The organism is Leifsonia sp. 1010, from assembly GCF_031455295.1.
In the GTDB taxonomy this organism is placed as follows: Bacteria; Actinomycetota; Actinomycetes; order Actinomycetales; family Microbacteriaceae; genus Leifsonia.
The window spans coordinates 1959227-1981697 of the sequence record NZ_JAVDSL010000001.1; the positions used below are offsets into that span (position 1 = coordinate 1959227).

The 22471-nt window shown below is 70.1% G+C and carries 19 protein-coding genes; 7 read left to right on the top strand and 12 right to left on the bottom strand.

Annotated elements, in window-relative coordinates; genetic code table 11:
• Nucleotides 1–8: 8 nt before the first annotated feature.
• On the bottom strand, nucleotides 9–3881 hold the full coding sequence (locus J2Y42_RS09445) for a multifunctional oxoglutarate decarboxylase/oxoglutarate dehydrogenase thiamine pyrophosphate-binding subunit/dihydrolipoyllysine-residue succinyltransferase subunit (protein ID WP_309857329.1): 3873 nt from the start codon (nucleotides 3879–3881) through the stop codon (nucleotides 9–11).
• A 135-nt stretch (nucleotides 3882–4016) separates the two neighbouring features.
• Between J2Y42_RS09445 and J2Y42_RS09450 the strand changes: the two genes are divergently transcribed.
• A complete protein-coding gene (locus J2Y42_RS09450; RefSeq protein ID WP_309857331.1) occupies nucleotides 4017–5456 on the top strand; it encodes a GuaB1 family IMP dehydrogenase-related protein in 1440 nt (479 codons plus the stop codon).
• Between the two features lie 108 nt (nucleotides 5457–5564).
• Here J2Y42_RS09450 and J2Y42_RS09455 read toward each other — a convergent pair whose 3' ends face one another.
• From J2Y42_RS09455 to J2Y42_RS09470, 4 genes are all read right to left on the bottom strand, one after another.
• Nucleotides 5565–7010: a DHA2 family efflux MFS transporter permease subunit gene (locus tag J2Y42_RS09455; RefSeq protein ID WP_309857334.1), complete on the bottom strand. Its 1446-nt coding sequence runs from the start codon at nucleotides 7008–7010 to the stop codon at nucleotides 5565–5567.
• 75 nt (nucleotides 7011–7085) lie between these two features.
• A complete protein-coding gene (locus tag J2Y42_RS09460; protein ID WP_309857336.1) occupies nucleotides 7086–7637 on the bottom strand; it encodes a TetR/AcrR family transcriptional regulator in 552 nt (183 codons plus the stop codon).
• A 59-nt stretch (nucleotides 7638–7696) separates the two neighbouring features.
• A complete protein-coding gene (locus tag J2Y42_RS09465) occupies nucleotides 7697–8734 on the bottom strand; it encodes a hemolysin family protein (protein WP_309857338.1) in 1038 nt (345 codons plus the stop codon).
• Nucleotides 8727–10049, bottom strand: coding sequence for a hemolysin family protein (locus tag J2Y42_RS09470; protein WP_309857340.1), 1323 nt, complete (start codon nucleotides 10047–10049; stop codon nucleotides 8727–8729). Before J2Y42_RS09470 ends, J2Y42_RS09465 begins: the two co-directional genes overlap by 8 nt.
• Before the next feature lie 229 nt (nucleotides 10050–10278).
• Here J2Y42_RS09470 and J2Y42_RS09475 point away from each other — a divergent pair, with 229 nt between their 5' ends.
• Entirely contained in the window at nucleotides 10279–10656 is a 378-nt protein-coding gene (locus J2Y42_RS09475) for a VOC family protein (RefSeq protein WP_309857342.1), read from the top strand.
• Between the two features lie 39 nt (nucleotides 10657–10695).
• Here J2Y42_RS09475 and J2Y42_RS09480 read toward each other — a convergent pair whose 3' ends face one another.
• Both J2Y42_RS09480 and J2Y42_RS09485 read right to left on the bottom strand, forming a co-directional pair.
• Complete coding sequence (locus tag J2Y42_RS09480; RefSeq protein WP_309857346.1) at nucleotides 10696–11775, bottom strand: NADH:flavin oxidoreductase/NADH oxidase; 1080 nt, start codon at nucleotides 11773–11775, stop codon at nucleotides 10696–10698.
• An 8-nt stretch (nucleotides 11776–11783) separates the two neighbouring features.
• Nucleotides 11784–12401 carry an HAD family phosphatase gene (locus J2Y42_RS09485; RefSeq protein ID WP_309857348.1) on the bottom strand — a complete coding sequence of 206 codons (618 nt, stop codon included), beginning with the start codon at nucleotides 12399–12401 and terminating at the stop codon, nucleotides 11784–11786.
• A gap of 86 nt (nucleotides 12402–12487) precedes the next feature.
• Here J2Y42_RS09485 and J2Y42_RS09490 point away from each other — a divergent pair, with 86 nt between their 5' ends.
• Genes J2Y42_RS09490 through J2Y42_RS09510 form a run of 5 tightly spaced genes read left to right on the top strand, consistent with a single transcriptional unit; the run spans nucleotide 12488 to nucleotide 16610 of the window.
• The gene (locus J2Y42_RS09490; RefSeq protein WP_309857351.1) at nucleotides 12488–13345 is read left to right on the top strand and encodes an ADP/ATP-dependent (S)-NAD(P)H-hydrate dehydratase; all 858 of its coding nucleotides are present in this window, start codon (nucleotides 12488–12490) and stop codon (nucleotides 13343–13345) included.
• Nucleotides 13346–13402: 57 nt separating this feature from the next.
• Nucleotides 13403–14743, top strand: coding sequence for a hypothetical protein (locus tag J2Y42_RS09495; RefSeq protein ID WP_309857354.1), 1341 nt, complete (start codon nucleotides 13403–13405; stop codon nucleotides 14741–14743).
• Nucleotides 14744–14758: 15 nt separating this feature from the next.
• The gene (locus J2Y42_RS09500; RefSeq protein WP_309857356.1) at nucleotides 14759–15067 is read left to right on the top strand and encodes a thiamine-binding protein; all 309 of its coding nucleotides are present in this window, start codon (nucleotides 14759–14761) and stop codon (nucleotides 15065–15067) included.
• Between the two features lies 1 nt (nucleotide 15068).
• The gene (locus tag J2Y42_RS09505) at nucleotides 15069–15305 is read left to right on the top strand and encodes a hypothetical protein (protein WP_309857359.1); all 237 of its coding nucleotides are present in this window, start codon (nucleotides 15069–15071) and stop codon (nucleotides 15303–15305) included.
• Between the two features lie 9 nt (nucleotides 15306–15314).
• On the top strand, nucleotides 15315–16610 hold the full coding sequence (locus tag J2Y42_RS09510) for an MFS transporter (protein ID WP_309857362.1): 1296 nt from the start codon (nucleotides 15315–15317) through the stop codon (nucleotides 16608–16610).
• A 15-nt stretch (nucleotides 16611–16625) separates the two neighbouring features.
• Here the strand turns inward: J2Y42_RS09510 and J2Y42_RS09515 are convergent, their stop codons facing one another.
• From J2Y42_RS09515 to J2Y42_RS09535, 5 genes are all read right to left on the bottom strand, one after another.
• Nucleotides 16626–17279, bottom strand: a complete 654-nt coding sequence (locus tag J2Y42_RS09515) for a response regulator transcription factor (RefSeq protein WP_121259696.1) — start codon at nucleotides 17277–17279, stop codon at nucleotides 16626–16628.
• Between the two features lie 32 nt (nucleotides 17280–17311).
• Complete coding sequence (locus tag J2Y42_RS09520) at nucleotides 17312–18529, bottom strand: hypothetical protein (protein WP_309857367.1); 1218 nt, start codon at nucleotides 18527–18529, stop codon at nucleotides 17312–17314.
• Nucleotides 18526–19692, bottom strand: a complete 1167-nt coding sequence (locus J2Y42_RS09525; RefSeq protein ID WP_309857370.1) for an ATP-binding protein — start codon at nucleotides 19690–19692, stop codon at nucleotides 18526–18528. Before J2Y42_RS09525 ends, J2Y42_RS09520 begins: the two co-directional genes overlap by 4 nt.
• Before the next feature lie 16 nt (nucleotides 19693–19708).
• Nucleotides 19709–20914: a homoserine O-acetyltransferase gene (locus tag J2Y42_RS09530; RefSeq protein WP_309857373.1), complete on the bottom strand. Its 1206-nt coding sequence runs from the start codon at nucleotides 20912–20914 to the stop codon at nucleotides 19709–19711.
• 156 nt (nucleotides 20915–21070) lie between these two features.
• A complete protein-coding gene (locus tag J2Y42_RS09535) occupies nucleotides 21071–22393 on the bottom strand; it encodes a bifunctional o-acetylhomoserine/o-acetylserine sulfhydrylase (protein ID WP_309857376.1) in 1323 nt (440 codons plus the stop codon).
• Nucleotides 22394–22471 lie beyond the last annotated feature (78 nt).

Genomic DNA, 22471 nt, shown 5'->3' on the forward strand with positions numbered 1-22471 from the left:
TGAGCGGATTACAGCGTGAGCGCGCGCTGGATCAGCACCTGCTGCTCCTGTGCGTGACGCTTCGCCGACCCCGCGGCCGGCGACGCCGACGGCGGGCGCGAGACCACACCGAGCGGGCGCGGGCCGAGCTTCGACGTCTCGAGGATCATGAACGGCCAGGCGCCCTGGTTCTCGGGCTCGTCCTGCACCCACACCAGTTCGGCGTTCGGGTACGAGTCGACGACCGCCTTCAGCTCGGCGGCGGGGAGCGGGTAGAACTGCTCTACGCGCACCAGCGCGATCTCCGGATTGGGGTTCTTCTCGAGCTCGTTGAGGAGGTCGTAGTAGAGCTTCCCGGCCATCAGCAGGACCCGCTTCACGGAGCCCTTGTCGCTGATCCGCGCATCGTCGATCACCGGCTCGAAACGGCCGTTGGTGAAGTCCTCGACGTTGCTCGCCGCACCGCGCAGTCGCAGCATGGCCTTCGGAGTGAAGACGACGAGCGGACGCCGCGGGCGGGCGTAGGCCTGGCGGCGCAGCAGGTGGAAGTACGACGCCGGAGTCGACGGACGCGCGACGGTCATGTTGTTCTCGGCGCACATCTGCAGGTAGCGCTCGATGCGGGCGCTGGAGTGGTCCGGTCCCTGACCCTCGTAGCCGTGGGGGAGGAGCAGCACCAGCGACGAGCGCTGGCCCCACTTCTGCTCGGCGGAGGAGATGAACTCGTCGATGATGGTCTGGGCGCCGTTGGCGAAGTCGCCGAACTGTGCCTCCCAGAGCACGAGGGCGTCCGCGCGCTCGACCGAGTAGCCGTACTCGAAGCCCATCGCGGCGTACTCGCTGAGGAGCGAGTCGTAGATCCAGAACTTCGCCTGGTTGTCGCTGAGGTTCGCGAGCGGCAGCCACTCCTGGCCGTTGACCCGGTCGTGCAGCACCGCGTGGCGCTGCACGAAGGTGCCGCGGCGCGCATCCTGACCGGCCAGGCGCACCGGGGTGCCCTCCACCAGCAGCGAGCCGAGGGCCAGCAGTTCGCCGAAGCCCCAGTCGATGCCGCCGTTGCGGCTCATCTCGCTGCGCTTGTTCAGCAGCTGCTGCAGCTTCGGGTGGACGGTGAAGCCGGCGGGCGGGTTGTTGAACGCATCGCCGATCATGCGGATGACCTGCTCGCTGACCGCCGTCGTCTCCGGCTCGCCGACGTTGTCGTTGGCGTCCGACTGCGCCGGCTTCTCCAGGTCGGCGGACTCGTCGGCGTTCAGCACCGGCGTGGAGTTCGTCTGAGCCGCGTGCGTCTCCATGAACGCCCGCTCGAGGCGGTCCTGGAAGTCGCGGTGCGCCTGCTCGTACTCCTCCTCGGTGATGTCGCCGCGGCCGACGAGCGCCTCGGTGTAGAGGCGGCGGACGGACCGCTTCGCCTCGATGAGGCTGTACATCAGCGGCTGGGTCATCGAGGGGTCGTCGCCCTCGTTGTGGCCACGGCGGCGGTAGCAGACGAGGTCGATGACGACATCGCGCTTGAACTCCTGCCGGTAGGCGAACGCGAGCTCCGCGACGCGGACGACGGCCTCGGGGTCGTCGCCGTTCACGTGGAAGATGGGCGCCTGGATGGTCTTGGCCACGTCGGTCGAGTACACCGAGCTGCGGGCCTCGCCGGGAGGGGTGGTGAAGCCGACCTGGTTGTTGATGTTGACGTGGATGGTGCCGCCGGTGCGGTACGCCCGCAGCTGCGACATCTGCATGGTCTCGACCACGACACCCTGACCGGCCATCGCCGCGTCGCCGTGGATGAGGATCGGCAGGGTCAGGAACGTGCCGGCCGGACGGCGGTCCTGCTTCGCGCGGACGATGCCCTCCAGGACGCCGTCGACGGCCTCGAGGTGCGAGGGGTTCGCGGCCAGGTAGACCGGGATCTCCTCGCCGCCCGCGCCCTTGAAGGTGCCCTCGGTGCCGAGGTGGTACTTGACGTCGCCGGAGCCCTGGACCGTGCGCGGGTCCTGCGTCCCCTCGAACTCGCGGAAGATCTGACCGTAGGTCTTGCCCGCGATGTTGGTGAGGACGTTGAGGCGGCCGCGGTGGGCCATCCCGATGGCGACCTCGTCCATCCCGGCTTCGGCCGCGCCCTGCAGGATCGAGTCGAGCAGCGCGATCGTGGACTCGCCGCCCTCGAGGCTGAAGCGCTTCTGGCCGACGTACTTGGTCTGCAGGAAGGTCTCGAACGCCTCGGCCTCGTTGAGCTTGCCGAGGATGCGCAGCTGCTCGTCGTGGTTCGGCTTCTCGTACGGCCGCTCCAGCTTGTCCTGGAACCATTTGCGCTGGGCCGGGTCCTGGATGTGCATGTACTCGATGCCGACCGTGCGGCAGTAGGAGTCGCGCAGCACGCCGAGGATGTCGCGCAGCTTCATCTTGCGCTTGTCGCCGCCGAACTGGCCGGTGACGAACTCGCGGTCGAGGTCCCAGAACGTGAGGCCGTGGCTCTCGATCTCGAGGTCCGGGTGCGACCGCTGCTTGTACTCGAGCGGGTCGATGTCGGCCATCAGGTGGCCGCGCACGCGGAACGAGTTGATCAGCTCCTGGACGCGGGCGGTCTTGTCGACGGCGCTGGCCAGATCGACGCTGATGTCCGGGTTCCAGTGGATCGGCATGTACGGGATGCGCAGCTCGGCAAAGATGTCCTCGTAGAAGTTGCGCTTCCCGATCAGCATCTCGTGCACGATCTTGAGGAACTCGCCGGAGCCCGCGCCCTGGATGACGCGGTGGTCGTAGGTGCTGGTCAGCGTGATCGTCTTGCCGATCGCGAGGCCGGCCAGGGTCTTCTCGCTGGAGCCCTGGAACTCGGCCGGGTACTCGAGGGCGCCGGCGCCGATGATGCAGCCCTGGCCCTTCATGAGACGCGGGACCGAGTGGACGGTGCCGATACCGCCCGGGTTGGTGAGCGAGAGCGTGGTGCCTGCGAAGTCGCCGGCGGCGAGCTTGTTGTTGCGGGCCTTGCTGACGAGCTCCTCGTACGCGGCGAGGTACTCGCCGAAGCGCATGGTGTCGGCGCGCTTGATGCTCGGGACGAGCAGGGCGCGCGTGCCGTCGGGCTTCGGGATGTCGATCGCGATGCCGAGGTTGATGTGGGCCGGGGCCACCACGGACGGCTTGCCGTCGACCTCGTCGTAGTAGACGTTCTGGCTCGGGAACTCCTTGAGCGCCTGGATGAGCGCCCAGCCGATGAGGTGGGTGAACGAGACCTTGCCGCCGCGGGCGCGCTTCAGGTGGTTGTTGATGACGATGCGGTTGTCGATCATCAGCTTCGCCGGGATGGTGCGGACGCTGGTCGCGGTCGGCACCGTGAGCGACGCATCCATGTTGGTGGCGAGCGTCTTGGACATGCCGCGCAGCGGGGTGACCTTGTCCTCCTCGGCGGCCTCGACGGTCGCGTTCGGAGCGGTCACCGGGGCGTCGGCGGGAACCGGCTGCGGCTTGGGCGCGACCGAGGTCGTGCGGGCGACGGGCTGCTGTCCGATCACCGGGATGGGCGTGGTGACCGGCTTCGGCTCGTTGGGGTGCGGCGCCGGGGCGCCGCCTGCCGGGGGAGCCGGTGTCGACGGCTCGGACGGGCCGGGTGCTGTCGGCTCCGAGGGGGTCGGGACGGTGGGCTCCGCGGGGCTCGGGGCCGTCGGCTCCGAGGGGGTCGGGATGGTGGGCTCCGACGGCGTCTCCGTCGGGGTCTCACCGGGTGACGGGATCGATTCGTCCTTCACCGCCGGGTGGTAGTTCTCGAGGATGGGCCACCACGACCTGTCGACCGAGTTCTTGTCGTGCACGAACTGCTCGTACAGCTCGTCCACCAGCCATTCGTTGGCTCCGAATTCGCCCGCGGCGCCGTCTTCGGTCCCTACTCCGGTCAATTGGCTCGACACAGCCGATCGCCCACTCTCTCCATCGATTCGTCGTGACCGGGCGGCCTGTCACCGCCCGCTTCCATCCGATCCTCAAGCCTAATCCCATCGGTACTCCGGTGCGGGCGCTCAGCCGAGCGGGATAGCGTTATTCCCATGCAGTTCTATGGAACATCGCCGCGCCACGATCTGACCTACTCGGATGTGTTCCTCGTGCCGTCGCGGTCGAACGTCACGAGCCGTCTCGACGTGTCCCTCGCCCCCAACGACGGCACCGGTGCCACCATCCCGATCGTGTCCGCGAACATGAACTCGGTCACCGGGAAGCGGCTCGCCGCGACCCTCGCGCGCCGCGGCGGTCTCGGCGTCCTCCCGCAGGACATGCACCTGCAGGACCTCGACGAGGCGATCCGCTGGGTGAAGGCCCAGCCGGTGATGTTCGACACCCCGTACGAGGCGCACCCGGATGAGAGCGTCGCCGACGTGCTCCGCCGCATCCCGGCCGTCGAGGGGCACGGCATCGTCGTCACCGGCGAAGACGGCAAGTACCTCGGCTGCCTCGCCGCCGTCCAGCTCGGGTCCGCGCTCGCCGACGCGAGGGTCGGCGACCTGCTGCACGGCGCCCTGACCTCGCTCGAGGCGGAGGACCTCTCCGACGGGCGCGCGGCGTTCCAGGTGATGGATGCGGCCGGCATCGACTTCGCTCCGGTCCTCGACCACGGCCGCGTCGTCGGCACGCTGTCGAAGCGCAGTGCCCTCCGCTCGACGATCTACACGCCGGCGCTGGACGCGCACGGCCGTCTCCGCGTCGCCGCGGCGGTCGGCATCAACGGCGACGTCGCGGGCAAGGCGAAGGCGCTCGCCGCAGCGGGAGTCGACGTGCTCGTCATCGACACGGCGCACGGCGACCAGGACGGCATGATCCGCGCGATCCGCATCGTCAAGGAGCTGAACCTCGGCCTGCCGATCGTCGCGGGGAACGTCGTCACCGAGCAGGCCGTCCGCGACCTCGTCGCGGCGGGCGCCGACATCCTGAAAGTCGGCGTCGGCCCTGGCGCGATGTGCACGACGCGCATGATGACCGCCGTCGGCCGTCCGCAGTTCTCCGCGGTGCTCGAGACCAGCGCCGCTGCGCGCGAGCTCGGGGCGCATGTCTGGGCGGACGGCGGCGTGCGGTACCCCCGCGACGTGGCGCTCGCGCTCGCCGCGGGCGGAGCATCCGTGATGATCGGATCCTGGTTCGCCGGGACGATCGAGGCGCCCGGCATGCTCGACCGGGATGCGAACGGCGGCCTCTACAAGGAGAGCTGGGGCATGGCGTCCACCAAGGCGGTGAAGGGCCGGTTCGAGCGGCTCGACGCCTACGAGCTCGCCCGCAAGGAACTCTTCGCCGAGGGCATCTCCAGCTCGCGTATCTACCTGGATCCGCTGCGCCCGTCCGTCGAGGACCTGTTGGACATGATCACGACCGGTGTGCGCAGCTCGTTCACGTACGCCGGCGCGCGCACGCTCGCACAGTTCCACGAGCGTGCGCTGGTCGGCATCCAGTCAGCCGCCGGCTACGAGGAGGGCAAGGCGCTCCCCGTCAGCTGGTAGCCTCCGGCGCCTCCATCCCCCACCGTCGAGTACGCACAAACTGCACGCCAAGCGCGTGGCTGGCGTGCAGTTTGTGCGGACTCGACGGAGGGGCGGCGGGGCGGAGGGTCAGTTGGAGCGGGAGCGGGAGCGGGAGCGGACCAGCGCCGTGATCGCCGCACCGATGACCGCGAGTACGGCGACGCCGAGGAACAGCAGGAGGAATCCGCCGGCGGCGGCGTCGGCTCCGCTGCTTCCCGCGTCCAACAGCGTGGAGGTGCGGGCGGAGGCGATGCCGCCGAGGACGGCGAGGCCGAGCGCGCCGCCGATCTGCTGCGCGGTGTTGACCAGACCGCTGGCGAGGCCGGACTCCGACTCCGGCACACCACGGACGGCGAGCTGGGTAACGGTGACGAAGGAGGCGCCCAGACCGAGACCGATCACGATGCTCGGCAGGATGAACCCGGCGACGAATCCGGCGCTCCCGGCGAGGGCGAACCAGACGACACCAGCGGCGAGCACGACGAGCGCGCCGGCGGGCGTCGTGCGGAGCCCCGCCCGGGCGACCACGGCCGGGATCACACCGGCGATCGCGACGAGTGCGATGGCGAGGGGCAGCTGGCTGAGTCCGGCCGACAGCGCGTCCAGGTGCAGCACCTCCTGCAGGTAGACCGAGAGCGCGAAGAACAGCGCGACCGTGGCGCCGCCGACCAGCAGCATCACGATGTCGCCGGCGAGGGCGTCGCGATTGCGGAGGAAGGAGAACGGCAGCAGGGGGTGCGCGGTGCGGCGCTCGATCAGCACGAACGCGGTGAGGAGGACCACCGCTGCGGCAGCGAGCCCCAGGACGATCGGGTTCGTCCAGCCGAGCGTGCCGCCCTCGCTGAGAGCGGCGACGGCGGCCGCGAGTCCGAGCGTCGCGGTCGCGGCTCCCGCCGCATCCATACGCTCGGCATCGCCGGCCGGGTCGCGGTTGATGAGGAACGGGATGACCGCGAGCACGAGGATGCCGACGGGCACGTTCACGAAGAAGACGGCGGACCAGCCGAAGGCCGCGGTGAGCACACCGCCGAGCAGGACGCCGGCCGCGCTGCCCATCCCGGCCACCGCACCCCAGAGGCCCAGTGCCTTCCCGCGCGCCTCGGCGTCGGGGAAGAGCTGCGTGAGGAGAGCGAGGGATGCGGGCGCCAGCAGGGCGGCGAACGCACCCTGCACGGCTCGTGCACCCAGGAGCATGGTGCCGTTCACGGCGAGACCGGCCGCGAGCGACGCCAGTGCGAAGCCGGCGACGCCGATGAGGAAGACCCGGCGGTGCCCGAACCGGTCGGCGAGACGTCCGCCGAGCAGGAGGAGACCGCCGAAGGGCAGGACGTAGGCGGTCACCACCCAGGCGAGCGCCGCGGTGTCGAGACCGAGGGCGGTGCCGACGGTCGGTAGCGCGATGTTGACGATGGATGCGTCCAGCACCACCAGGAACTGTGCGAGGGCGAGCACGCTGAGCGCCCACCAGCGGTGCGTGCTGCGGGGAGTGGTCGCGGCGGCAGGTGCCGCTGCTGTGGCGAGAGACGTTTCCATGGGACTGTCCTTTCGTTGTGAGTGATCGATCAATCACCTTGGGAGCTGGGTGATGATGGTGGGGTCGAAGGGGGATCAGGGGTGCTGGATGCCGTTCGTGAGCGTTCGTGCCCATTCCTCGGGCACGTCCTCCAGGCGGGCCGTGACCACCAGGTGGCACAGCTGCCCGTAAGCGATGAAGCGCTGGACGGCGTCCGGCTCTGCGCCCGATCGGATCGTGGCGAAGCGGGTGATCCGGGCGAGTCCGCGCCGGAGCGCCTCCCGGATCTCCGGGACGTCCGAGGCGGACTGGGCGTGCACCTGCAGCATCAGGAGCGAGCGGTCTCCGATGAGCTCCGCGTACGCGTCGCCCATCCGGTCGAGGATCACCGTCGGCGTCTCGCCGTCGGCGCCGCGCGCACCCGACTCCAGCGCCTGCTCGATCCGCTCGAAGCAGCGCTCCAGCGCGGCCACGAATAGTCCCTCCTTGCTCGGGAAGAGCTTGAAGACGTAAGCCGGGGAGATGTCCGCGTCCTTGGCGACCGCCGCGATGGGGGTGCCCAGATAACCGCCAACGGCGAAGACGGCGATGGCGCTGTCGAGCACCGCCTCGCGGCGGTCGTCTGCGGTGGAGAGCGTTCGTGCCATGTGAGTGACTGTACACTCACTCTTCGCTAGCGTCAAGAAATGGTGGGTGAAGAGCCGGCTCAGGTGCGCCGGGTCGCGTCCTGGACCTCGCCGACGAGCTCCTCGATGATGTCCTCCAGGAACAGCACTCCGGCCGTCGCGCCCTCCGCGTCGACGACCCGGGCCAGGTGGCTGCCGGACCGGCGCATGGTGGCCAGGGCGTCCTCCAGGTCGCTGCCGGCGAAGACGGTCACCAGGCGACGGATGCGCTTGGCCGGCACGGGGAGTTCGAAGCCGGTCTCCTCCAGGTCGAGCACGTCCTTGAGGTGCAGGTAGCCGGTCGGCTCGCCGTCGGCGTCCGGGACGACGTAGCGCGAGAAACCGTGCTTGGCGACGGCCTTCTCCACGTCGGCGGGAGTCGGGGCGGACGGAAGGGTCACGAGCGCGTCGAGCGCGACCGCGACATCCCGAACCTTCTTCTCGGTGAACTCGAAAGCCGCCGTCAGGGCGCCGGTGCGGTCCGTCAGCACGCCCTCACGGGTCGACTGCGACACGATCGTCGCGACCTCGTCGAGGGTGAAGGTGCTGGCCGCCTCGTCCTTCGGCTCCACCCGGAACAGGCGCAGCACCGCGTTCGCCGTCGCGTTCAGGGCGACGATGATCGGGCGGACGGCACGACCGATGCCGACGAGCGGCGGAGCCAGCAGCAGCGCGGCCTTGTCGGGCATCGAGAACGAGATGTTCTTCGGCACCATCTCGCCGAAGACGACGTGCAGGAACGACACGACGACCAGCGCGACGATGAAGGCGATCGTGCCGATGACCTCCTCGGACCAGCCGGTCGCGTGCAGCGGCGCCTCGAGCAGGTGGTGGATCGCCGGCTCCGAGACGTTCAGGATCAGCAGCGAGCACACGGTGATGCCGAGCTGCGTCGTGGCGAGCATCAGCGTCGCGTGCTCCATGGCGTACAGAGCGGTCTTGGCGCTGCGCTTCCCGCGCTCCGCCAGGGGCTCGATCTGCGAGCGGCGTGCCGAGATGACGGCGAACTCGGCGCCGACGAAGAAGGCGTTGACTGCGAGCAGCACGACCAGCCAGGCGATTCCGGCCCAGTCACTCATGAGCGGCCCCCCCTCCGTTGATGCCTTCTGTGACGGGCACCGGATCGGGCGTGTAGCGGATGCGGTCCACCCGGCGGCCGTCCAGGCGCTCGACGCGCAGGGTGCCGCCGTCGATCACGACCTCGTCGCCGACCTTCGGCAGCCGGCCGAGCTCGTTCATGACGAAGCCGGCGACGGTCTCGTACGGACCCTCCTCGGGGACGGTGACGCCGGCGCGCTCCTCCAGTTCGTCGGGGCGGAGGATGCCGGGGAAGGTGATCGAGTCGCGCCCGCGGATGACGCCCGCGCGCGTGCGGTCGTGCTCGTCCGCCACCTCGCCGACGATCTCCTCGACGAGGTCTTCGAGCGTCGCGATGCCCGAGGTGCCGCCGTACTCGTCGACGACGACCGCGAGCTGGTAGCCGCGGGCGCGCAGCTCGCCGAGCAGCGTGTCGAGACCCATCGTCTCCGGAACGCGCAGCGGGTCGGTCATCAGAGCGGAAGCGGGCACACGCGAGCGTCGCTGCCGGGGGACGGCGACGGCCTGCTTGACGTGGACGACGCCGAGCACGTCGTCGATGTCGTCGCCGATCACCGGGAACCGCGAGTAACCGGTCTTCCTGGCCAGCTCGCTGACGGCCTGGGCCGGGTCGGTGCGCTGCACCGCTTCGATGCGCGGCCGGGGTGTCATCACATCCGAGGCGGTACGGCTCGAGAAGGCGAGCGTGCGGCTGAGCAGGGTCGCGGTGTCCTCCTCGAGGACACCGGCGCTCGCCGACCGGCGCACCAGCGACGACAGCTCGTCCGCAGTGCGCGCGCCCGACAGCTCCTCCTTCGGCTCGATGCCGAGCAGACGGAGGATCCCGTTCGCCGTGCCGTTCAGCAGAGCGACGAACGGCCGGAACACCGTGGTGAACACCGTCTGGAACGGGATCACCAGCTTGGCTGTCGCGAGCGGGAGGGCGAGGGCGAAGTTCTTGGGGACGAGTTCGCCCAGGATCATCGACAGCAGGGTCGCCAGGGCGATCGCGACGACCGACGCGATCGGCGTGACGGCACCCTCCGGCAGCCCGGTCGCCGTGAGCGGTCCGCGGAGGAGCGAGCTGATGGCCGGCTCCATCGTGTAACCGGTGAGCAGCGTGGTCAGGGTGATGCCGAGCTGCGCGCTCGACAGGTGCGTCGAGGTGATCTTCAGCGCCGCGATGGTCATGCTGAGGCGCGACTCTCCCCGCTCACGACGTGCTTCCAGATCACCGCGATCGAGGTTGACGAGGGCGAACTCGCTGGCGACGAAGAGCCCGGTCCCGACCGTCAGCAGCAGGCCGACTGCGAGCATGATCCACTCATAGAGCACGGCGGTCACCTCGCTCGGATCCCAGCGGGCTCGAGACGGGCAACGGGCTGGCAGAGGGAGGGTCGTCCATTTGCCCGCCAGTATATCGAGGCGGAGAGCGCTGGAGCCGGGGTTTCCGGGGCGGATTCCCAGGCGGCGTAGACCCTCGATTCCAGTGGCCCCGATCGCGCCGCACGCGCGTATGGTGCCGCCTGGATGAAGGAGGATCCCCATGTTGGAGTCGTATGTGACGTACTCCGTCCTTCCTGCTTCTGACCTGCAGCGGGCCACCGAGTGGTACCGCGACAAGCTGGAGCTCGAACCGGAGCGGACGACCGAGGGCGGTGTGCTGTACGGCACCGGATCCGCGGCGAAGATCTATGTGTATGAGACCGGGAACGCCGGCACCGCACAGAACACGGCGATGTGCTGGCTGACGCCCGACATCGAGGCGACGATGGCCCACCTGAGAGAGCGGGGGGTCACGTTCGCGGACTATGACTTCCCCGGTCTGCACACCGAGAACGGGATCGCGACGGACGAGATGGGCCGGTCGGCGTGGTTCCAGGACAGCGAGGGCAACTACCTCTGCCTCACTCAACCGGCCTGACCGCAGGCCCGACGATCGGCCCGACGCCCGGCGGGCAGCTCAGCGCCAGCGCGCGCGGAGGTACTGCGGCGGCCAGTAGCCGATCTCGACGCCGAGCTCGTGTGCGGCCCGCAGGGGGAAGTGCGGGTCGCGCAGGAGCTCGCGCGCCAGCATGACCGCGTCCGCCTGGCCGCTCTCCACGATCTCGGCCGCCTGCTGCGGCGTGGTGATGAGCCCGACCGCGCTCACATCCACGTCGGAAGTGCTGCGCACGTGGTGCGCGAACGGCACCTGGTAGCCGGGACCGAGCGGGATGCGGATGCCGGCCTGGATGCCGCCGCTGGAGATGTCGAAGAAGTCGGCTCCCGCCTCTTCGGCCCACGCGGCCACCGTCGCGGTCTGGTCCTCGTCCCATCCGCCCTCGGTCCAGTCGCTCGCGGAGAAGCGGACGAAGAGCGGCGCGTCGGGCGCCTCCTCGCGGACCGCCGCGATGATGCGCAGCAGCAGCCGCGCCCGGTTCTCCAGCGATCCGCCGTACTCGTCGGTCCGCCGGTTGGAGATCGGGGAGAGGAACTGGTGCAGCAGGTAGCCGTGAGCCGCGTGCAGCTCGATCACGCGGAAGCCCGCCTCGATCGACCGACGCGCGGCGGAGCGGAAGTCGTCCACGATCGTGTCGAGACCGGCCGCATCCAGCTCGACGGGAGTGTCGAGCCCGTCGAACGCGATGGGCGACGGGGCGACCGTCCGCCAGCCGCCCTCCGCCTCGGGGACGGAGCGGGTGCGGCCCTCGAACCCCCACGCCGGCCACGACGACGCCTTGCGACCCGCGTGCCCGAGCTGGATGCCGGGTACGGCCCCCTGGCTCTCGATGAACGCGGTGATCGGCTTCCAGGCGTCCCGCTGCTCGTCCGTCCAGATGCCGGTGTCGCGCGGGCTGATCCGCCCCTCCGGGCTGACCGCTGTCGCCTCGCTGAACACGATGCCGCTGCCGCCGGTCGCGAACGATCCGAGGTGGATCAGGTGCCACGTTCCGGGGACGCCCGACTGGTCGAGCACCGAGTACTGGCACATGGGCGAGGTCCAGATGCGGTTGCGGGCGGTGACGCCGCGCAGGGTCAGGGGATCGAAGAGAGAGGGCATACCCCTATCTAAGCCTCGAGGCCTTCCAGATATGCCCGGAGACCGCTCGGCGAGACGAAGACGTGCCCGGCGATGCCGAGCGCTTCGGCGCCGCGCACGTTCGCCTCCTTGTTGTCGATGAACACCGTCTGCTCCGGTGTCACGCCGAGCTCGGAGAGCACGTGCTCGAAGATCTCCGGACTGGGCTTGATCGTGCCCAGCTCTCCGCTGACGAACACCTTCTCGAACAGGTCGCCGAGGGTCCCGTGACGGAAGTAGGAGCCGAAGTCACGTCCCGCGTTCGAGAGCAGCGCCATCCGCGTGCCGCCCTCCTTGAGGTCGAGGAGGACCTGGAGGGTGTCGTGGTCGATCGTGAGCCAGCTCCGGAAGTCGGCGAGCCACAGCCGGTGGATCTTCGCGTCGCCCCAGCTCTCGCCGAGCTCTCGCTCGATGCCACGCCAGTACGACTGGATGCTCAGCGTGCCCTGGTCGAGCGCATCCCGGTGCCGCCAGTAGGCCGGCCAGAATACATGCGGGTCGCCGCCTGCGAGTTCGGTCAGGGCGGCGCGGTCCTCGTCGGACGGGGTCACCGAGATGACCTCGCCGTAGTCGAACACGATCACCTTTCCGGGGATGCTGATCGCCATGCTCACAACCTATCGTGAGGTCGGTAGGGGTTCGATGGGCCTGAGCCGCGGTGTGCGGACGACAGGGGCGACGACGGGAGGCGCCGGTGACCGACTGGCAGAGCTGGGACGAGCGGGATGCCGCGGCATGGATCGCCGTGCCGCAGGAGTCGAGCGACAAGTATTCGCGCGGAGTCCTCGGGGTGGTGACCGGGTCCGACCGTTACCCCGGCGCAGCCGTGCTCGGAGTGGAGGGCGCGTCGCGGACCGGCGTCGGCATGATCCGCTACCTCGGAGCCGACCGCCCGGCCGAACAGGTGATGCGCCGCCGACCGGAGGTCGTGACCGCCCCCGGGCGCGTGCAGGGCTGGCTGATCGGCTCCGGCATGGATGCGGCCAGCCGCCCGGCCGATGACGCCCAGCGCCTGCGCTCTGCCCTCCGCGACGGGACGCCGCTCGTGATCGACGCAGGAGCCCTCGACCTCGTCGGTCGCGCCTCCGCGCCGGTCGTCGTCACGCCGCACTTCCGCGAGCTGGCGACGGTGCTCGCCGCAGGTGCCGACGACGACTCCGACGCGGTGACCGCCGACGACATCGCGGCCGACCCGGCCGGCTGGGCCGTCCGGGCCGCCGAGAGCCTGGGCGTGACCGTCCTGCTCAAAGGCCACACCACGTACGTCGCGGCGCCCGGCGGGCCGCGCTACGCCGTCACCGCCGGTCCTGCGTGGCTGGCGACGGCCGGGAGCGGCGACGTGCTGGGCGGCGTGCTCGGCGCCCTCGTGGCGACGCATGCCCGCGAGATCGACGAGGACGGCCACGCGGCGCTCGCCGCACTCGCCGCCACCGCAGCCTGGGTGCACGGTCGGGCGGGGGAGCGGGCGTCCGACGGCGGGCCGATCGTCGCCCTCGACATCGTGGGCGAGCTCCCCGGGGTGGTGCGCGAGCTGGTTCGCGCGGCGGGCTGAGAGACCGCGCAGCCCGGTTCAGGAAGGCGCCCATCGCATCCCCTAGGATGTGGCGCTATGGGGATGGATGCGGTGCCGCTGAGCGCCGCGCCGACCCCTCGGGCACAGCCCGGGCTGCTGCAGCGGGTGGCCTACAGCCCGCTGTCGCTGTGGATCGCGTTCCTCGCCGTCCACCTGATCATCAGCGGCCTCGCGCTCGACCAGGGCAAGGGCCTCGGCGACGTCTTCCTCGTCTACAAGCCGTGGGCGCAGCTCGCGGCGCAGGGCACGCAGATCGTCGGCGTCGACTCCGACTGGGTGTATCCCTTCGGCGCGATCGTGCCGATCATGCTGCCGCTGCTGTTCGGCGCTGACGGCTACGTCTGGGCCTGGCTCAACATGGTGCTGCTGCTGAACGCCGCCGCCTTCGCCGTGCTGATCGTCGGCCGCGAGCCGCGCCGGCTGATCGCGGCCTGGTGGTGGCTAGGCTTCCTGCTGCTGCTGGGGCCGATCGCGGTCGGCCGTCTGGACTCGGTCTCGGCGTCGCTGGCGATCGTCGGGCTGCTCTGGCTGACGCTGCACGAGCGCGCCGCGGTCGTGGTGCTGACGGCGGCGACGTGGATCAAGGTCTGGCCGGCCGCCATCCTGCTCGCGGCCGTCGTCGCCCTGCGGTCCCGCTGGCACATCGTGCTCGTCGCCCTGACCACCTCACTCGTGATCGCGGCAGTGCCGCTGATCTTCGGCGCAGGGTGGCACATCCTGAGCTTCATCACCATGCAGACCGATCGCGGCCTGCAGATCGAGGCGCCGGTGAGCACGTTCTGGATGTGGCAGGCCGCCTTCCACGTGCCGGGCGCGGAGGTCTACTACGACCGGCAGCTGCTCACGTTCCAGGTCAGCGGCCAGGGGACGGCGGCGGCCGGCGCGCTGATGAACCCGCTGTTCGCGGTGACCGCGATCGTCGTGCTGCTGATCGGCGTCCGGGCGTACCGGCGGGGCACCCCGTACACGCGCATCCTCCCGGAGCTCTCGCTCGCGCTGGTGACCGCATTCATCGCGTTCAACAAGGTCGGCTCGCCGCAGTACGTCGTGTGGCTGGCCGCGCCGGTCGTCATCGGGCTGGTCTATCAGGGCCGGGGGTTCCGCATCCCGGCGCTGCTGGTGCTGGTCACCGCGGGTCTCACCCAGGTCTTCTATCCCTTCCTGTACGACTGGTTGCTCGTGCCGGATCCGGCCATGGTCGCCGTGCTCACCGTGCGCAACGTCATGTACTTCGTGATACTGGGGTGGACCGTTGCGGCGCTCTGGCGCCGGCGTCACCGCCAGGAGGCGGCCGGCGACCTGGTCCCGGCCCACGCGTGGCCGTTCCGGTCGGCGCCGGGAGCGCATCCCGAGCCGGTCGGCGGAAGCGCACGCTGAAAGAAGGAGGAAGACATGCTGGTGGCGTTCTCTGTCGCGCCGAGCGGCGGTGAGGGACCGGACGCGTCGGTGCACGACGCGGTCGCCGCGGCCGTGCGCGTGGTGCGCGAGTCGGGCCTCCCGAACCGCACGGACGCGATGTTCACGACGATCGAGGGGGAGTGGGACGAGGTCTTCGATGTCGTCCGTCGCGCCACCGAGGCCGTCGGGCAGTACGGGTCGCGGGTCTCCCTCGTGCTGAAGGCGGACATCCGCCCGGGGTACTCCGGCGAACTCGACGGCAAGGTCGAGCGGCTCGAGGCCGCGCTGGAGCGGGGCGACTGACGTGGATGTCGACACCCTGCTGCTCCTGCTCTTCGGCCTCTTCGTGCAGTTCGGACCCTTCCTGATCATCGTCGCGGTGCTCGTGGGCGGTGTCCTGCTCGGCTGTGTCGTCGTCGCCATCGTCGGCGCTGTGCGGACCGGGATGTCGAAGCCCGATGAGACCCGCGATGTCGATGTCGCCCAGTTCTTCGAGGAGCAGACCGCTGCAGCCGCCGCGGGTCGAAACGATTCGATATAGGCTGGTGCGGTGACCCCGCTTATCGACGGGCCGACGAAGCTGTCGTCGGCCCGTATCCGTCTTGCGCTGCTGGCGCTCGCCCTCGGTGGATTCGGCATCGGATCGACCGAGTTCGTCGCGATGGGCCTGCTGCCCAACATCGCGCACGACCTGCTGCCGCAGCTGTACGCCGCCTCGCCGACCGACGCCAACGCACAGGCCGGCTGGATCATCTCGGCGTACGCGCTCGGCGTGGTCGTCGGCGCCCCGACGATCGCGGCGGTCGCGGCTCGTTGGCCGCGCAAGAAGCTGCTGCTCTGGCTCCTCGTGGCGTTCACCGTCGGCACGCTCGCCTCGGCGGTCGCCCCGACCTTCCAACTCGTGATGCTCGCGCGCTTCGTCTCCGCGCTGCCGCACGGCGCGTACTTCGGCATCGCCTCCCTCGTCGCGGCCTCGCTGATGGGACCGGGGAAGCGCGGGCGGGGGGTCGCCTTCGTGCTGTCGGGCCTGACGATCGCCAACGTGATCGGCGTTCCGACCATCACCTGGATCGGCCAGCACAGCGGCTGGCGTATCGCCTACCTGGTCGTCGCCGCGATCTTCGCTCTGACGTTCGTCGCGGTCGCGCTGCTGGTTCCGTGGCAGGCGGGCGACGCCAAGGCGACCATGAAGAACGAGCTGCGGGCGTTCACCCGGCTGCAGGTGTGGCTCGCGCTGCTGATCGGCGCTGTCGGCTTCGGCGGCTTCTTCGCCGTGTACACGTACATCGCGCCCATCGTGACGACGATCACCGGGATGCCCGAGTCGACCGTTCCGCTGGTCCTCGTGCTCGCGGGCCTCGGAATGACGGTCGGCAACATCCTCGGCGGGCGTGCGGCCGACCACAGTGTCCAGCGCAGCATGCTGCTGTTCTTCGCGATCCTGCTGGTCGGCCTTGCGGCCCTCTGGCTGACCGCATCCACCATCCCCGGCCTGCTGATCTCGGTGTTCGTCGTGTCCGGAGCGTGCTCGGCGCTCTCGCCGACCATCCAGACCCGGCTGATGGATGTGGCGCGCGACAGCCAGTCGATCGCCGCGGCCCTCAACCACTCGGCGCTCAACATCGCGAACGCCGCCGGCGCGTTCTTCGGCGGCCTGACCATCGCCGCCGGCCTCGGTTACCTCTCGCCGGTCGTCGTCGGCGGACTGCTGGCGCTCGGCGGCATCGCCCTGGCCCTGATCTCGTTCGGCATCGACCGATCGCGCATCCGCCGCGGTGTCGCCACCGGTTCGGTCGCGGCTCAGCGACCTGCGGAGCGGACCCCGGTCTCCGCGCCCGTCGACTGACGGACGCGGGTTCCGTCAGTCGTTCTGCAGCAGGATGCCGTCCTGGATGGCGCGCTTGCGCAGGGCGACCTTCGTGCCGACGTCATAGCCGGCGACGCGGTATTTCTCGCGGATGCGCTTGAGGTAGCTCTTGGCGGTCTCGTCCGAGATGCCGAGCTGGAAAGCGACGGCCTTGACCGGCTCGCCGGCGCCGTAGAGCGCCATGACCCGGCGCTCCTGCGCGCTCAGCTTGGGAGCGCCGCCGACCTCGCCGGCGTTGAGCGCGAGGTCTAGCTCGGCCGAGATGAACGACTCGCCCTTGCGGGCGGCGCGGATCGCCTCGACGATCATCTCCGCATCCTCGCTTTTCACCAGGTAGCCCATCGCTCCGGCGGCCAGCGCCTCGCGGACGACTGCGGGCTCCGAGTAGGTGCTCATCAGCACCGTTGCGACGCCGGTCGTCTTGAGCGTCGACAGCTTCAGTGAGATCGGGATGTTGTCCTTCAGATCGAGGTCGAGGAGGACGACGTCCACCGGGAACTCGGGATGCGTCAGCAGCTCCGGCCAGCTCGCGACGGCCGCGACCATCCGGATGTCGTCCGCTGCGCTGCGGATCCACTCGGTCAGTGCTCCCAGCAGCATCTTGTGGTCGTCGACGATCGCGATCCGGATCGGGGGTTCCTCGCCCATGGGGTGCCTCTCTCTGTATCGAACCAGCTGGATCAGGCCAGCTCGGCTGATGTGTCGCTCACCGTGGTGATCTCGATGCGCAGGGTCGAACCCGAGAACGACTCGACGTAGCGGCCCACTTTACGGATAGCTTGCCATGCCGCGGGGTCTACCCCGTTTCGCGGCACACCGCTGGTCGCGATCACGATAGCCATTGTGGCCCCCGGATTCGCCGTCCGCGGGTAAGTGCCGACCGGCCGTGTCAGGTCGAGGGTCAGCGTGCGGGGCTGTCCGGCGCCGCTGCGGACCGGGTCGCTGATGAGCAGCCAGACCGCGGTGAGCAGTCCGTCGCGCTGGTCGCGGTTGAGGCCGGCGGCGAGACCGTCCGGATCGGTCAGCGTCACCGACGGCCCGAGCAGGGCGGACTCTGTCACGGCATGGTACAGCCACGTCTCCCGGCGGCCCTGGATGAGGTGGAGGCGCAACTCCGTCGCGATCGAGGCCGCGGCGTCGGCGGTGTCCTCATCGAGCGGCAGCGCCGTGCGTCCCGTGGCCACTCCGTCCAGCAGCCGTTCGGCGGCGAGGTCGAGGCGGGCGAGCTCCTCCGAGGCCAACATCCCGATGGCGTAGCCGGGGGAGACCACGGTGCTCTGCACCTGGACGAGGTCGAGCTCCAGCTGGACGAGCGTGCGGAGCGACCGCACGATCTGCACACCGACGAGCGGAGGGGCCACGGCGATGGCGACCGTGACGAGACCGGGGCCGAGCAGCTGGAGGTTCGGCAGCGACCGCCAGATCTCGACGACGGCAAGGACGACGCCCAGCACCGCCGTGGCGAGGACGATGTCGCGCGCCGGGCGCACCGGGACGCAGAGCAGCAGCGCCGGGCCGACCGCGGCGGCCGCCGTCAGCGGCACGATGGCGCCGTCGATCGGCCAGGTGCCGGCGATGTCGAGCGCGACGGCGGCCGCCCAGACTCCCAGAGCACCGAGGAAGAGCCACGACGGCAGCTCGTCGGGGAGCCGGAAACGCAGCACGAGCGCGGCCACGAGGGTCACGGCGACGAGCACCCACGCCGAAACGGTCAGCCCCAGCAGCGGGTACTCGGCGATGTTCAGCCCGAACAGCGTGAGCAGGAAGGCGACGAAGGCGACCGTGGCAACGTTGAAGCCGAGGTCGAGCCGCGCGCGGCTCAGCGCATCCCGCTCGTCCCCGGCGGCGCCGCGCGCCAACGGGCTGCGCGGGACGGTCCGCTCGTCGACCCGGGTCACTTGGGCACCTCCAGCACGACGGTCGTCCCGCTTCCGGGCGACGAGAACAGGCGGGCGTTGCCGCCCACATCGCGGAGGCGCGCCACGATCGACTCGGTGAAGCCCAGCCTCCCGGTGTCGATGGAGGCGACATCGAAGCCCTTGCCGGCGTCCGTCACCATGGCGCGCACGTTCGTCTCGTCGTCCGTGATCGTCACGTGCGCCTCGAGAACGCCCGAATGCCTGCGTACGTTCTCGAGGCATTCGCCGAGAGCGAGGAGGAACGCGTCGAGGACGTCGCTGGGGAGCAGCACCTGACCGGCGCCGTGCCAGTTCACCTCGAGTCCCATGCGGCGGAAGCGCTGCTTCACCGACTCGAGCGTGTTGCCCAGCGTGGACTCCTCGACCGGCTTGAGCTTGTAGTCGCCAGAGCGGGCCGGGTCGGGAGTGAAGCCGAGCCGCAGCTGCCGGAGGAGCGCCGCATCCTCGGCGGCTTGCTCGCGGAGCGCCCCGTGGCTGACGCCGACACCGGAGTGCGCGAGGAGCGTGAGCGTCGCCAGCACCGTGTCGTGGAGCAGCCGCGCGCTCTGGCGGCGGCGGGCCTCCGTCTCGCTCGCCTGGCGCTCCACGCGGTAGGCGCGGCTCATCGTCGAGATGCGCTTCAGAGTGCGGGGCACCGTGCGCGACAGCCAGACGCCGGTGGCGGTCAGGGCGATCCAGCCGGTCATCGTGAAGACGAGGGCCTCGACCATGCGGGAGTGCGTCATCCCGAGCGTGACGCCCTGCGCGGTCACCGTCGCCGCGGCGGCCGCCACCAGCAGCACGAGCCTGCTGCGCGAACTCACGCCGACCACGCACACGCACGCGACCGACGCGGCGCCGATCACACTGACGGCGCTGATCGCGGACGGCCCGAGGGCGGTTCCCGGCAGCAGGTGGATGAGAATGAGCCCGACGCCCGCGACCACGATGACCCACATCCAGAGGGTCAGCCGCAGCAGGGCGGCCAGCTGCCACTGCGCGTAGCCGAGGCACACGATGAGCACCAGCGACGCCAGGTAGAGGGGGAGCGGGAGCGAGCCCGGGATGCTCAGGCAGAAGAGCGCCGTGACCGTGGCCGTCAGCCCGACGGTGCGGGCCGTCGCAGCGAGGAGTCGATCACGCTCCTTCTGGATGCGCGACATGCCCCTCCGTCCTCCGTCACACGTCGAGCAGTCGCCTCAGCTGGGCGCTGACGGCGTCGTCCTCGATCAGGAACCCGTCGTGGCCGAAGTCCGACCGGATCACCACTGGAACTCTACCGTCCAGCGTGGCCGGAACATGGTAGGCGATCTGCTCCTGTCCCTCGACGGGGAACAGGCGATCGCTGTCGATGCCGACGACGAGGGTGCGCGCCGTCACCCGTGACAGTGCTGCGGCGAGTCCTCCGCGGCCGCGTCCGACGTCGTGGGAGTTCATCGCCTCCACCAGCGTGATGTAGCTGTTCGCGTCGAAGCGGCGCGTGAACTTGTTGCCGTGGAAGTCGAGGTACGACTCGACGGCGAACCGTCCGCCGCCGCCGAGCGGGCTGATCTCGCTCTGCCATGCCCGCTGGAAGCGCTCGTTCAGCTCGGACGGGCTGCGGTAGTTCAGCAGGGCCATCCGCCGGGCGAGCGCGAGTCCGCGGTGCGGGCCGTCGCCGTCCTCCGCGTCGTAGTACTGGCCGCCGCGGAACAGCGGGTCGGTGCGCACCGCCTCGATCTGGACCGAGTTGAGGGCGATCTGGTCGGCGGTCGAATACGGGGGAGCGGCGATCACCGCGAGCCGCTCGACCCGCTCGGGGAACATGACCGCCCACTCCAGTGCCTGCATTCCGCCCATCGAGCCGCCGATGACGGCAGCCCAGCGGTCGAGCCCGATGGCGTCGGCAAGAGCGGCCTGCGCGGCGACCTGGTCGCGGATGGTCGTGAACGGGAAGCGGGCGCCCCACTCCGCTCCGTCGGGCGCTAGAGAGGCGGGACCCGTCGTGCCCTGGCATCCGCCCAGCATGTTCGGCGCGACGACGAACCAGCGGTCGGTGTCGATCGCCTTGCCGGGGCCGATGATGCCCTGCCACCAGCCGGGCGTCCTGTGGCCGCGGCCGGCGGGTCCGACCGCGTGCGAGTCACCCGTCAGCGCGTGCAGCACCAGGACGGCGTTGTCGCGCTCCGGCGACAGGGTGCCCCAGGTCTCGTAGGCGACCCGGACGAACGGGAGGGTCTCGCCGCTCTCGAAGGAGAACGCGCCGATCCCGGCGAACTGCCGGTCGCCGACCGGATCGGACTCCTTCCAGGCGCCGCTCGCCGGCGGCTTCCCGAGCAGCGTCCTCGCCTGCGCCTCCGTGATGAAACTCGACGGCGCCGTGTCGGCGGATGTCTGCCACTCCATATCGCTCATTCTCCCGGACGCGGCGCCCCGCCCTCGCTCTGTTACGCCGCGCACCCCCGCCCACCGTCGAGTACACGAAAACTGCACGCGAAACCGGAGTTTCGCGTGCAGTTTTCGTGTACTCGACGGTGGGGCGCCGAGCGGAGGGGCGGGGGGTTACGCGCGGGCGGCCTCGGCGACGGACCGGGCGGCGGCCAGGCCGGCGGAGAGGTCCGCCTTCAGGTCGTCGATGTTCTCGAGGCCCACCGAGAGGCGCACGAGGCCCGGGGTGACACCGGCGGTCAGCTGCTGCTCGGGGGTGAGCTGCGAGTGCGTGGTCGACGCCGGGTGGATGACGAGGCTGCGGACATCGCCGATGTTCGCCAGGTGGCTGAACAGCGAGAGGTTGTCGACGAGGGCTGCGCCCGCATCCACACCGCCCTTGAGCTCGAACGAGAGCACCGCGCCCACACCCTTCGGGGCGTACTTGTTGGCGGTCGCGTACCACGGGCTGGTCGGCAGACCCGAGTAGTTGACCGACGCGACGTCGGGGTGCGCCTCGAGGAACTCGGCGATCTCCTGCGCGTTCTGCGTGTGACGCTCGACGCGGAGCGACAGCGTCTCGATGCCCTGGATGAGCTGCCAGGCGCTCGCCGGGGCGATCGCCGCGCCGAGGTCGCGGAGCAGCTGAACGCGCGCCTTGATGATGTAGGCGAGGGCGTCTCCGACCGCGGCCGTGTAGCTGGCGCCGTGGTACGACGGGTCCGGCTCGGTGAGGCCCGGGAACTTCTCGACGTTCTTCGACCACTCGAACGAGCCGCCGTCGACGATGATGCCGCCGATGACCGTGCCGTGACCGCCGAGGAACTTGGTGGCCGAGTGGACGACGATGTCGGCGCCGTGCTCGAACGGGCGGATCAGGTACGGCGTCGCGATCGTGTTGTCGATGATCAGCGGGACGCCCGCCTCGTGCGCGACCTCGGCGACGAGCGCGATGTCGAGGATGTTGATCTTCGGGTTGCCGATGGTCTCGGCGAAGAACAGCTTGGTGTTCGGGCGGACCGCGCGGCGCCACTCCTCGGCGTCGTCCTGGTTCTCGACGAAGGTGGTCTCGATGCCGAGCTTCGCGAGCGTGTACTTGAACAGGTTGTACGTGCCGCCGTAGATCGAGCTGGAGGAGACGATGTGGTCGCCGGCCTGCGCGATGTTCAGCACCGCGAAGGTCTCAGCGGCCTGACCGGAGGCGACGAGGAGGGCGCCGGTGCCCCCTTCGAGCGCGGCGACGCGCTCTTCGACGACCGCCTGGGTCGGGTTCTGGATGCGGGTGTAGATGTTGCCGAACTCGGCGAGGGCGAACAGGTTCTTCGCGTGCTCCGCGTTGTTGAACACGTACGACGTGGTCTGGTAGATCGGGGTCGCGCGGGCGTTGGTCACCGGGTCGGGAGCAGCGCCGGAGTGGATCTGCTTGGTTTCGAACTGCCAGTCGGCGGCGTCGGTCATGGCGTCTCTCCTTCGGGTCTGTGAGCGCATGATGCGCGGGGTCTGCGAGCGGTCGGCCACCGCCGTTGTCAGCAGGCT